This is a genomic window from Alcaligenes sp. WGS1538 (genome assembly GCF_043187505.1).
Taxonomy (GTDB): Bacteria; Pseudomonadota; Gammaproteobacteria; order Burkholderiales; family Burkholderiaceae_B; genus Alcaligenes.
Window position 1 is genome coordinate 2,992,310 of the sequence record NZ_CP171109.1, and the last position, 11,559, is coordinate 3,003,868.

General features: G+C 64.5%; 13 protein-coding genes. 7 read left to right on the forward strand and 6 right to left on the reverse strand.

Annotation, left to right across the window (positions count from 1 at the left end; all coding sequences use genetic code 11):
* Positions 1 to 23: 23 nt before the first annotated feature.
* The 4 genes from pal (at position 24) to ACF3ND_RS13950 (ending at position 3,456) form a co-directional block, all read left to right on the forward strand.
* On the forward strand, positions 24 to 524 hold the full coding sequence (gene pal / locus ACF3ND_RS13935; protein ID WP_394061409.1) for a peptidoglycan-associated lipoprotein Pal: 501 nt from the start codon (positions 24 to 26) through the stop codon (positions 522 to 524).
* Positions 525 to 861: 337 nt separating this feature from the next.
* Positions 862 to 1,548: a tol-pal system protein YbgF gene (ybgF, locus tag ACF3ND_RS13940; protein WP_394061411.1), complete on the forward strand. Its 687-nt coding sequence runs from the start codon at positions 862 to 864 to the stop codon at positions 1,546 to 1,548.
* Positions 1,549 to 1,811: 263 nt separating this feature from the next.
* Entirely contained in the window at positions 1,812 to 2,612 is an 801-nt protein-coding gene (locus tag ACF3ND_RS13945; protein WP_394061413.1) for an alpha/beta fold hydrolase, read from the forward strand.
* 10 nt (positions 2,613 to 2,622) lie between these two features.
* On the forward strand, positions 2,623 to 3,456 hold the full coding sequence (locus ACF3ND_RS13950) for an Rpn family recombination-promoting nuclease/putative transposase (RefSeq protein ID WP_394061415.1): 834 nt from the start codon (positions 2,623 to 2,625) through the stop codon (positions 3,454 to 3,456).
* An 8-nt stretch (positions 3,457 to 3,464) separates the two neighbouring features.
* Here the strand turns inward: ACF3ND_RS13950 and ACF3ND_RS13955 are convergent, their stop codons facing one another.
* Positions 3,465 to 3,953: a copper chaperone PCu(A)C gene (locus tag ACF3ND_RS13955; protein WP_394061417.1), complete on the reverse strand. Its 489-nt coding sequence runs from the start codon at positions 3,951 to 3,953 to the stop codon at positions 3,465 to 3,467.
* 144 nt (positions 3,954 to 4,097) lie between these two features.
* On the opposite strand from ACF3ND_RS13955, the gene ACF3ND_RS13960 reads away from it, so the two are divergent.
* From ACF3ND_RS13960 to ACF3ND_RS13970, 3 genes are all read left to right on the forward strand, one after another.
* Positions 4,098 to 4,535 (forward strand): PaaI family thioesterase, encoded by a 438-nt coding sequence (locus ACF3ND_RS13960; RefSeq protein WP_394061419.1) that lies wholly within the window; start codon positions 4,098 to 4,100, stop codon positions 4,533 to 4,535.
* Positions 4,536 to 4,538: 3 nt separating this feature from the next.
* Positions 4,539 to 5,942 carry an MATE family efflux transporter gene (locus ACF3ND_RS13965; protein WP_394061421.1) on the forward strand — a complete coding sequence of 468 codons (1,404 nt, stop codon included), beginning with the start codon at positions 4,539 to 4,541 and terminating at the stop codon, positions 5,940 to 5,942.
* Positions 5,943 to 6,042: 100 nt separating this feature from the next.
* Positions 6,043 to 6,462 (forward strand): hemerythrin domain-containing protein, encoded by a 420-nt coding sequence (locus tag ACF3ND_RS13970; protein WP_394061423.1) that lies wholly within the window; start codon positions 6,043 to 6,045, stop codon positions 6,460 to 6,462.
* Positions 6,463 to 6,559: 97 nt separating this feature from the next.
* Here the strand turns inward: ACF3ND_RS13970 and ACF3ND_RS13975 are convergent, their stop codons facing one another.
* From ACF3ND_RS13975 to ACF3ND_RS13995, 5 genes are all read right to left on the reverse strand, one after another.
* Entirely contained in the window at positions 6,560 to 7,648 is a 1,089-nt protein-coding gene (locus tag ACF3ND_RS13975; protein ID WP_394061425.1) for a BMP family ABC transporter substrate-binding protein, read from the reverse strand.
* 9 nt (positions 7,649 to 7,657) lie between these two features.
* Positions 7,658 to 8,575 carry an ABC transporter permease gene (locus ACF3ND_RS13980; protein WP_394061427.1) on the reverse strand — a complete coding sequence of 306 codons (918 nt, stop codon included), beginning with the start codon at positions 8,573 to 8,575 and terminating at the stop codon, positions 7,658 to 7,660.
* The gene (locus ACF3ND_RS13985; protein ID WP_394061429.1) at positions 8,575 to 9,636 is read right to left on the reverse strand and encodes an ABC transporter permease; all 1,062 of its coding nucleotides are present in this window, start codon (positions 9,634 to 9,636) and stop codon (positions 8,575 to 8,577) included. Before ACF3ND_RS13985 ends, ACF3ND_RS13980 begins: the two co-directional genes overlap by 1 nt.
* Entirely contained in the window at positions 9,623 to 11,146 is a 1,524-nt protein-coding gene (locus tag ACF3ND_RS13990) for an ABC transporter ATP-binding protein (protein ID WP_394065846.1), read from the reverse strand. The genes ACF3ND_RS13985 and ACF3ND_RS13990 overlap by 14 nt, the downstream gene beginning before the upstream one ends.
* A gap of 153 nt (positions 11,147 to 11,299) precedes the next feature.
* The gene (locus ACF3ND_RS13995) at positions 11,300 to 11,491 is read right to left on the reverse strand and encodes a YqaE/Pmp3 family membrane protein (protein WP_394061431.1); all 192 of its coding nucleotides are present in this window, start codon (positions 11,489 to 11,491) and stop codon (positions 11,300 to 11,302) included.
* Positions 11,492 to 11,559 lie beyond the last annotated feature (68 nt).

The following is an 11,559-nucleotide window of genomic DNA, read 5'->3' on the forward strand; positions in this document are numbered from 1 at the left end:
CTCTTTTTTCAAAAGGAATTCAAATGAGCTCGCGCATTCTCAAAAGTCTTACCATTGCCGCTATGGCCGCCGCCCTTGCTGCTTGCAGCTCGGTACCCCTGGATCAATCCGGTTCCGGCTCTACTGGCACTGGCTCCGACTCTGCCAGCGCAGGCCAAATCATGGACCCATTCAATCCTCAAAGCCCACTGGCGCAGCAGCGTTCGGTGTACTTTGACTACGACAGCTACGTGGTCGCCGACCAGTACCGCAGCCTCGTAGAGATGCATGCGTCGTACCTGAGCAGCCATCCTCAGCAAACCGTGCGCATCGAGGGCAACACCGACGAGCGCGGCGGCGCCGAGTACAACCTGGCCCTGGGTCAGCGTCGCTCCGACGCCGTGGCCCGCATGCTCGGTCTGCTGGGCGTCAACGCCAACCAGGTCGAAGCCGTGAGCTTTGGTAAAGAGCGTCCAAAGGCCTTGGGTAACACCGAAGCCGATTACGCTGAAAACCGTCGCGCAGACATCGTTTACCAACGCTGATTCCTGCGTAGACCCAGTTGTTCCAACGCCGTGGCGGTTGTTCTACGCCGCGGCGTTTTTTATCGCCAGGCCGCCGGATCGCTGAAGTGCCGGACCCCGGAATGCCGGACCGCCGGAGTGCCGGACCACCGGAACGCCGGACCGCCGGAGTGCCGGACCACCGGAACGCCGGACCGTCCCAAGGTAAAATGCGTCTTTTGGGGGGTCGTCAAACGTGGAATTGTCCATAGGGACTATTCTGGGCCTGACGAATCCGCACGGCATACCAGCTGCGAGGCGGACAGCAGGCAGGCTATCGGCCTGCGCAGCGTGGGAGCATTTTTTTACGGAAACCACTATGAACGCCTATAAAAAGCCTTTTCGTCTCGCGACCGCGTCCCTGCTGGCCGCGACTGCCCTGTTCGCCTGCCTGCCGGCCCAGGCCTTTGCCGATGATGAAGCCAGGCGCGCCATTCTGGAGCTGCGTCAGCAAATCCGGCAGATGAACGAACAGAATGCGCAGGCGCGGCTGCATCTGGCGGACCAGATCGAATCCCTGCGCTCCGAGGTGGTCACGCTGCGCGGCCAGGTCGAAAAACTGAGCTGGGAGGCCAGCAACCTGCGCCAGGACAACTCCGCCGCGCAAAACAATGCGCCCCAGGCCGCCGACCCGCAAGAGCAGGCCGTGTACGACAGCGCCATGGATGCCTACCGCGCCGGCCAATACAAGCAGGCTGCCGAAGGCTTCGCCGCTTTCCTGGCCGCTTATCCCTCCAGCGTGCTGGCCGACGAGGTACGTTTCTACGAAGGCAGCAGCCTGTACGCCATCAAGAGCTTCAAGACCTCCGTCCAGAAGCTCCAGGCATTCGTGAAAGCCTCGCCTCAAAGCCCACGCGCCGCCGACGCGCTGATGGTGATCGCCTCCAGCCAGATCGAATTGAATGATCTGGCCGGCGCCAAGACCAGCCTGCAGCGCATCGTCAAGGACTACCCCCAATCCGACGCCGCGGAAACCGCCCGCAGCCGCCTGAAGCTGCTCGAATAAGCTCCGCCAGCCCCCGGACCCACCCTCCTCCGAACCGGGTGCACCCTGTTCTTCTACCGCCGGGGAGCCCACCCGCCCAAGGCAAAGCCCCCGCGTAGAGGGATTTGCCCGGCACAGGACAGTCGCTGCGGATTGTCTTGTGCCGGGCGAATCCGAGCGGCGACGGCCCCAAGGCAGGCAGCAAGCAGGCGATGAACCGCCCAGCACGGAAGTCTTTTTCATGGCCTGGCGGACGAACGACCGTCCAGCGCCTCTTGCCCGACATGAACTTTCCCGATTACCCCACCGTTGAACTGGATGTCCTGGATTATCACCACACGCTGGTGGACCAGGGCCAGGGCGAGCCCGTGCTGCTCATCCACGGTTCCCTGTGCGACTGGCGCTACTGGCGCTGGCAAATCCCGTTCCTGGCGACCGGCCACCGCGTGCTGGCGCCCAGCCTGCGCTCCTACTGGCCGGGCGTAGCCGACCCCATGCGCTTCAGCCCAGAACAACACGCCCAGGACCTGGATGCCTTGCTGGCCCGACAATTCCCTCAGCAGAAAGTGCATGTGCTGGGCCATTCGCGCGGCGGCCACGTGGCCTTGCTGCTGGCCCAGCGAGCTCCCGCAAGGGTAGCCAGCCTGACGCTGGCCGATCCGGGTTTCCCAACCCCCGGCGCCTACTCCTCCGCACCCTTGTTCGAGCAGGTCGCCCAGCGCCTGCGGCAAGAAGATATCGACGGCGCCATGGCCCTGTTCGTGGACACGGTCAACGGTTCCGGGACCTGGAAGCAGATGACGCGCTGGTTCCGCGAGATGGTCCGGGACAACGCTCACACTCTGCTCGAACAGCAAAGCGAGCCGGGCGGCAGCCCGGCGCTGGAATGGCTCAAGGACCTGGATGCGCCGCTGGCCCTGCTGACGGGCCAGAACAGCCCGCCCCGCTACCGTCATTGCATGGACCTGATACGGGCCCATCGGCGCGAAGATCGCCTGTTCACCATCGCCGATGCCGCGCACGGCATGAACCTGGCCAATCCCAAGGCCTTCAACCAGGCTGTCCTGGAGATCATCCAAGGCTGAGGCCCTGGACGTGCTTCCGGATCATCATACGCAAGCGCGTCCCCCGTACTTCCACGCGGGACTGTTGCTCGGCATCGAACACCAGTCCCAAGCCGATCGTCATATGGCGCTGCGCATCGGCACTTACAGGCACCTGCAGCTGGAGTCATTCATTCAAGGTCATGAATCCGGGAGCCCGCTGCCCCTGCCCATGATGCTGGTGCTGTACAGCGGCAAGCAGACCTGGAACGCCCCCACCCGCAGCCAGGATCTTTTTCCCAAGCTTGGCCCGCCGTGGCCTGCAGACCACATTCCGAAGCAAACCTACCTACTGATTGACCTAAAAAAACAGACTCTTAACCATTCCTTGCAGCCCGCCAACCTGTTTATGCTGATCTGCCGGATCCAGCACAACCAAGGGCTGGCGCACCTGAACGAGCTGATGCAGACTGTCCTGGACACCTGCTCGGACATGACTCTGCTGCGTGATCTGGCCGCCTGGGTCAACCAGGCCATCCTGCCGCGCTGCCCGCCCAATCTGGACCTTCCTCAACACCTGCACTTGAAGGACATACGCGCCATGCTTGAAGACAACTCCGATTCCTGGCTGCACCAATGGGAAGCCCAGGGCATTCAAAAAGGTTTGCAAAAAGGTCTACAAAAGGGCTTGCAAGCCCAACAGGACACCTTGGCCCGCTTGATACGGCACAAGTTCGGCAAGCTGCCCAATGCGCGCAGGCAACAATTGTCCACGGCGAATTCACGCCAATTGACGGCGTGGAGCCTGCAGCTGCTGGACGCCAACACCTTGGACGAGGTCTTCCAGCCTTCCGCATCCAGGCCCCGAAAATCGAGCCGGAACTGAATCCCCGCTCAGTATGACTGGGTCTTGGGAGGACGCAGTTCGCATTGGGTCTGGACCTGCGTGTCATCGGACAGGTGCAGGCTCAGGGTTATGCTTTCCCCTTTCGCCAGCTTGGCAGCCGGCTTCTCCAACATGACGTGATACCCGCCGGGCTGCAGCGTCAGGCGGCCTCCTGCGGGTATGGCGACCGCATCGGCATGGCTCATGTGGCTCATGCCGTCCTTGTCGCTGGACTGGTGCACCATGGCGCGGCCATAGGAAGGAGAACTTGCCCCGGTCAACTGCACGGTTTGTTCACCCTGGTTCTCCAGCTCCAGGTAGGCAGCCGCCGGCGCGCGACCCGGCATGAGGCGTACCCAGCAGTGCCGCGCCTGCACCTGCGTGCTGAGCGCCCGGACCTGGGTTGCATGCCCGTGGCCATGCTCATGGCCGTGCGCCCAGGTCGCGCCCGCCGCCAGACTCAGTCCCGCCGCCAGGGCAATCGATATCCGTTTCATAGTGTCCGCCTCCGCCAACAATGTTCCGAAAAAGGGCGGCGCTTGTTCAGGCTCCACCCCGCCCGCCCCGGCATGCGGAGCTATCTGATACAGTACCAGCCAGTGCATTTCATTTACAACGTCGTTATCCCTTCCAGCGACATCATGCCCACAGCTCCCTCTTCTTCCGAGCCCCGGATCGACATCGCGCAATTTCGCGACTTGCTCGAGCGCCTGCATCCCTTTGCCGCCGTCCTGGACATCGACGTCGTGGACATCGGGCACGGCACCGCCTGCCTGCGCCTGCCGCAACGCAGCGCCCACCAGCGCATGGGCGGCATGGTGGCCGGACCCATGCTCATGGGCCTGGCCGACCTGGCCTTGTACGCCGCCGTGGTAGGCGCCACGGGCAATCCCGATGCCGTCACTTCCAGCCTGACCATCAATTTCCTGCGCAAGGCGCCGCCCGGCGACATCCTGGCCCACGCCCGCATCCACAAGACCGGCCGCCTGTGCGCCGGAGAAGTGATGCTCGAACCGGCCCAGGGAGGCGCGCCGGTCGCCCAGGTCATCAGCACCTGGTCGCTGCCCCGCCAGAACTGATCCATGAACGCTCCTCGCCATCTTGCCGGACAGGGCCCCGCCTGGCTGGCTGAACTGCAATCCTCCCTGCGCCTGGGCGGCCCGCTGATCCTGACCAACCTGGCCCAGATCGCGCTGCTGACCACCAACCTGATCTATATGGGGCGCCTGGGCAAGGACGAACTGGCGGCCGGCTCCCTTTCCGCCAGCCTTTACCAAGCCTTCATGATCTTCAGCATGGGCCTGGTCTCGGCCGTGATCCCCATGCTGGCCACCACGCTGGGCCGCCGGCTGCGCGACGTGCGCGAGGTGCAGCAGATCATCCGCCACGGCTTGCTGACGGCCCTGCTGATCACCCTGCCCGCCTGGGTGCTGCTCTGGCATGCGCAGGAAATCCTGGTGCTGATGAAGCAGGACCCGGCGGTGGCGGCGCGATCGGTCACCTATATGCATGCCCTGCAGTGGGCGCTGCTGCCCTATCTGGGCTACATCGTGCTGCGCTCCTTCCTGGCGGCAATGGAAAAGCCCGGCTGGACGCTCCTGATCGCCGTGCTGGCCATCGGCGTCAATGCCCTGCTTGGCTGGGTGCTGGTGTTCGGCAAGCTGGGGCTGCCGGCCATGGGCCTGCGGGGCGCCGGTCTGGCCACCACCCTGTCCAGCCTGTTCATGTTCGCCGGACTGTGCATGGTGGTGCTGCGCGACCCGCGCTTCCGGCGCTACTACCTGTTCGACCGCGTCTGGCACTGGGACCTGAAGCGGCTCTGGCAGATGTGGAAACTGGGAATTCCCATCGCCATCACCTTCACCCTGGAAACACTGGTGTTCTATGCCGCCATCATGATGATGGGCGTGATCGGCAAGTCCGAACTGGCGGCGCACGCCATTGCCATGCAGATCAGCTCGGTGTCGTACATGGTTCCGCTGGGCTTCAGCCAGGTGGCGACCATACGCGTAGGCCTGGCCGCCGGACGAGTGGATCCGCTGGGCGCTCGCCGCGCCGGCTGGATCGCCTACTTCCTGGGAGTGGGTTTCATGGGACTGGCCGCCCTGGTCTTCTGGATCGCGCCTCTCAGCCTGATCAGCCTGTTCCTGGACCTGGACCTGCCGGAAAACCAGGCCGTGATCCCGCTGGCCATCAGCTTCCTGGCTCTGGCCGCCCTGTTCCAGCTGAGTGATGGCGCCCAGGCCGTGGCGGCGGGCATGCTGCGCGGCCTGCACGACACTCGCACGCCCATGCTGCTGGCCCTGGTAGGCTACTGGGTGCTGGGCGTGCCTACCGGCGCCCTGCTGGCCTTCCAGGCGGGCATGGGCGGCGTGGGCATCTGGATAGGGCTGGTGACCGGCTTGTCCATCGTGGCCGTCCTGCTGACCCTGCGCTGGGTCCGGGCTTCGCGCCGGCTGGCTCGCAAGCGCCCCGCACGTTCCTGACCGCATGCCGCCTCGCGGCAAACTTGTGCGCCCCCAAAGATATATTTAATATCCATCTTAAAACCGATTCTCAGACCGCACTATTCGAAAAGGACAGCTCATGGACCTCTCCTCCTTCAAGCACCAGCATGTCCAGATCCTGGCCGGCATCGCCGCCCTGCGCAGGTTCGCCCACGCCGGCATAGCCGAAAACGCGGAACGCATCGCTCGCCAGGTGGTGGAGCTCAGCTCCATCATCAAGATGCATCTGGCCGTGGAGGACAAGGTACTTTACCCCAGCCTGCAACGCAGCGGCAACGCGGAACTGGCCCGCCTGGGCCAGGCCTACCAGGACGACATGCAGGCCCTGGCGGCCTCCTACCTGGGCTTCTCGCGCCGCTGGAACACGGCGCAGGCCGTGGCCCGGCAGCCCGAGCTGTTCCGCAGCGACGCCAACACGGTGCTGCGCCGCCTGCACGCGCGCATGCGCCAGGAAAACACCGACTTCTACCCGGCCGTGGAGGCCATGCGGACGGCATGACAATGAAAAAATCCCCGCGCAGCCAAAGCCGGGCGGGGATTCAGGAAGCAAAAGAGCCGGGCACGCAGTCCGGCTTCTTTCTTTTGGCCTTGCGGGCTTACTGCTTGGGCAGCTTGCTGGCCACGCCTTCCACGTAGTAGTCCATGCGGTTCAGGGCGTCGTCGTCCAGGTAGCCGGACTCCAGGCGAACTTTGCCGTCATTGTCCTTGATGGGAGCGGCGAAAGGCTGCAGCGTGCCGGCGATGATCTCGGCCTGCTTGGCCAGGACCAGTTCCTTCACGTCGGCGGGCACTTCAGGCCCGAAGCCCTCCAGCGCGGCCATGCCGGACTTCAGGCCGCCCCAGGTGCTGTCGTTCTTCCAGTTGCCGTCCAGCACTTCCTTGGCCTTGCTGGTGAAGTAGTCGCCCCAGTGGTGGGTGACGGCGGCCAGTTGAGCCTTGGGACCGAACTTGTGCATGTCGGAGTGGTAGGCGATGGCGTATTTGCCGGCCTCTTCGGCGGCCTGCACGGTGGCCGTCGAATCGGTATGGTGGGTCACCACGTCGGCGCCCTGGCTCAGCAGCGTCACGGCCGCGTCGCGTTCCTTGCCCGGATCGTACCAGCTGTTGGCCCAGACCACGCGCACCTGGGCTTCAGGATTGACGCTGCGCAGACCGATGGCGAAGGCATTGATGCCTTGCAGCACTTCGGGGATGGGGTGCGCGCCCACATAGCCGACCACGTTGGACTTGGTCATCTTGCCGGCCAGCACGCCGGCCAGGTAGCGGGACTCGTAGAAGCGGGCATTGGTGGTGGCCACGTTGGGCGCCGTCTTGTAGCCCGTGGAGTGGACGAACTTCACGTCGGGAAACTGCTTGGCGACCTTCTGCGTCTGGTTCATGTAGCCGAAGGACGTGGTGAAGATCAGCTTGTTGCCTTGCTGGGCCAGATCGCGGATGACGCGCTCGGCGTCCGCGCCTTCGGGCACGTTTTCCACATACTGAGTCACCACCCGACCTTTCAGGGCCTCTTCCATTTCACGGCGGCCGATGTCCTGCTGCCACGTCCAGCCGGCTTCGCCGATGGGGCTGACGTAGACAAAACCAATTTTCAGGGGTTCCTGGTCGGCCGCCTGGGCGGGCACGGACGCCAGAGGGGAGGCCACCGCAGCGGCCAGAAGCGCCTTGCGCAGAAAGTTTCCAGACATGTCAGTCCTCTAACTGTTGGGATTGAAGTTTTTGCCAAGCGAGGCAGGCATGTTCAGCCTGATCCAGTTGGCATTGCGAGAGATCAGAACCAGCACGATGATGGTGGCCAGATACGGCATCATGGCCAGCAGTTGGGAGGCCACCGGCACGCCCAGCGCCTGGGCGTGATAGGTCAGGATGGTGACGCCGCCGAACAGGTAGGCGCCCAGCATCACGCGCAGGGGCCGCCAGGTGGCGAAGGTGGTGAGCGCCAGTGCGATCCAGCCGCGTCCGGCCACGATGTTCTCCACCCACATGGGCGTGTACACCAGACAGATGAAGGCGCCGGCCAGCCCGCAGCAAGCGCCGCCGAACACCAGCGCGCCCAGGCGGATCAGGCGCACGTCATAGCCCAGCGAATGCGCCGAGGAAGGCGATTCGCCCACCGCCCGCAGCACCAGGCCGGCGCGGGTGCGGGCCAGGAACCAGGTCACCAGGCCGCACAGGACCCAGGATACATAGACCATGTAGTGCTGCTCGAACAGGGCGGGCCCGATGAAGGGAATGTCCTTCAGGAAAGGAATGCCCGCCTTGGTCACGACCAGCGAGCTGCCCGAGAACGGGATGCCGATGTAGGCCGAGGCGCCTACCCCGAACAAGGACAGCGCCAGGCCGCAGGCCACCTGGTTGGCGCCCAGCCAGACCGTCAGCCAGGCGAAGAACGCCGCCATGGCCATGCCGGTCAATGCGCCCAGCAGAAAACCCAGCGCGGGGTTGCCGGTCTGCACGGCGGCGGCGAAGCCCACGATGGCGGCCATCAGCATCATGCCTTCGGAACCCAGGTTGATCACGCCGGATTTCTCGTTGATGAGCAGGCCCAGCGCGGCCAGCATCAAGGGCGTGCCCGCATTGATGGTCGCGGCGAGCAGAGGTGCGATGGCGTCCATTACTTTCTCCAGACCAGACGCTTGGTGATGAACACGTCACAGGCCAGCAGGGAAAACAGCAAGATGCCCTGGAAAATGCCGGTGATGGCGTTGGGCAGGCCCAGGCGGCTCTGCGCCAGTTCGCCGCCGATGTAGATCAGGGACATCACGAAAGAGGAAAAAATCACGCCCAGCGGGTGCAGGCGGCCCACGAAGGCTACGATGATGGCGGCAAAGCCGTAGCCGGGGGAGATGGAGGGCGTCAGCTGCCCGACCGGCCCCATGACTTCGGCCGCTCCGGCCAGGCCGGCCAGCGCGCCCGACAGCAGCAGGGACGTCCACAAGGCCTTGCGCGAGGAAAAGCCGGCATAGCGAGCCGCCAGCGGCGCCATGCCGCCCACGCGCAGCCGGAATCCGGACATGCTGCGCGTCAAGAACAGCCAGCCCAGCACGGCGGCCGCCAGGGCCAGCACGATGCCCACATGCAGGCGCGTGCCCGGCAGCACCGCGGGCAGCAGGAAGCCGTCCGAGAACAGGCTGGACTGCGGAAAGCCGAAGCCGTCCGGGTCGCGCAAGGCGCCGTGCACCAGGTAGCTGAGCAGATGCTGGGCCACATAGACCAGCATCAAGGAGACGAGGATCTCATTGGCGTTGAAACGGTCCTTCAGGAAGGCCACGATGGCGGCCCAGAACATGCCGCCCAGCATGCCGCACAGCAAGGCGGCCGAGATCAGCCAGAAACCGCCGTTCTCGCCGGTGTCGACCTGCAGCACGAAGGCCCCGGCCGCCAGTGCGCCCACCACCAGCTGCCCCTCGGCGCCGATGTTGAAGACATTGGCGCGAAAGCAGATCGCCAGGCCGACGGAAATGAGCAGCAGCGGAATCAGCTTGACGCCCACCTCCGCCCAGCCGTTCATGTCGCGCAGGGGCTCCAGGAAAAAGACATTCAAGCCCGCCAGCGGGTTCTTGCCCAGCGCCCAGAACAAGGCGCCGGCCACGACCATGGTCAGCAACACGGCCAGCAAGGGCGAACACCAGGCCATCAGCGTGGATGGAGCGGCGCGGTTCTCAAGCCTGAGCATGCCCGGCCTCCGTCCACAAACCGCTCATCCACTGCCCGATCTGATCGACACTGGCTTGCGCCACGGGAATGGAAGGAGACATACGACCCTTGGAAATCACAATCAGGCGATCGGCGATCGCAAACAATTCATCCAGCTCTTCGGAAATGACCAGCAGCGCGCAACCGGCGTCGCGCAGGGCCAGCAGCTCGGTATGGATCTGGGCGGCCGCGCCCACGTCCACGCCCCAGGTCGGCTGGGCGATGACCAGCACGCGCGGCTGGCGCGTGACTTCGCGGCCGATGATGTACTTCTGCAGATTGCCGCCGGACAGGCTGTTGGCCGGGGCCTGGTCGCCCGCAGCCTTGACGCTGAAGCGGCGGATGATGCCCCCGGCCAGGCGCCGTATGGAGGCAAAGCGCAGGAATCCGCGCCGCACGGTGTCTTCGCCCTGGTGCGACAGCAGCAGGTTCTGCGCCAGCGACAGCTCCGGCACGGCGCCGCGCCCCAGGCGCTCTTCCGGCACGAAGCCCATGCCGTGGTCGCGCCGCCAGGCCGCATCGCGCTGACCCACGGGCTGGCCGTCCAGGAGGATGGATTGCGGGTCGGCACGGGTGTCCTCGCCCGACAAGGCCGCCAGCAGCTCCTGCTGGCCATTGCCCGAAATGCCGGCCACGCCCAGGATCTCGCCCTGGCGCAGTTCGAAATTGATGTCTTCCAGCTCGCAGGCAAAGGGGTGCGACTTGGGCAGGCGCAGCGAGCGCACCTGCAGCAGCGTGGCCCCCTCCTGCCGGGCGCGAGCCCCCAGCGAAGCCGGCTCGGCGCCTATCATCAGGCGCGAAAGGCTGGCGGTGGTCTCCTGGCGCGGATCGCAATAGCCGGTGACCTTGCCGGCCCGCATCACGGTGCAGGCATGGCACAGTTCGCGGATCTCGTCGAGCTTGTGGCTGATGTAGACGATACTGCAGCCTTCGGCCGCCAGCTGGCGCAAGGTGCCGAACAGGCGGCGCACCGCCTGGGGCGTCAGGACGGAGGTGGGTTCGTCCAGGATCAGCAGCTTGGGTTTGCCCAGCAGCGCGCGCACGATCTCCACGCGCTGGCATTCGCCCACCGACAGGGTATGAATGTGCCGGCGCGGATCCAGGTCCAGCCCGTACTGGCGGGCGGTTTCACGGATGCGCCCCTCCAGTTCCTGCATATTGGTCGAGGCAGGCAGGCCCAGGGCGATGTTTTCCGTGACCGTCAGCGTATCGAAGAGGGAGAAATGCTGGAACACCATGCCTATGCCCAGCTGGCGTGCCGCGGCGGGACTGCTGATCTGCACCGGCCGGCCGTCCCAGAGTATCTGCCCGCGATCAGGCTTGACCACGCCGTAGATGATTTTCATCAGCGTGGATTTACCGGCGCCGTTCTCGCCCAGCACGGCATGGATCTCGCCCGGCCTGATGGACAGGGACACGCTGTCATTGGCGACGACGGCCGGGTATTCCTTGGTGATGTCGTTCAGCTCGAGGCGATGCGCAACGCCCATTGCGGGCATGGTTTCCTCGCCGGGGTCAGGAGAATGACCCATGCTGGGCGGTATGGTCATGGCTGCATCGGCAAAAAAAGATAAAAAACGTCTGTGCCGGCAGATTCTACCGGCTCAGACGCGCAATACGGAAAGGATTTACCCTAGGGAGGGTCAGCGCTTGCCCAGGGCCTGTTCGATTTTCTTGTCGGTCTTGTATTGACTCAATGAATACACGGCCCAGATGGCGGCGGGAACCCAGCCGATCAGGGTGATCTGCAGGATCAGGCAGATGATCCCGGCAAACGGGCGGCCGATGGTGAAGAACGCCAGCCAGGGCAGCAGCAGGGCTATCAGCAAACGCATGCCAACACTCTGAAAAAGTAGAAGAGGAGCGATATTTTACTCTTTATTGCCCCCTACTTGCAGGCGCA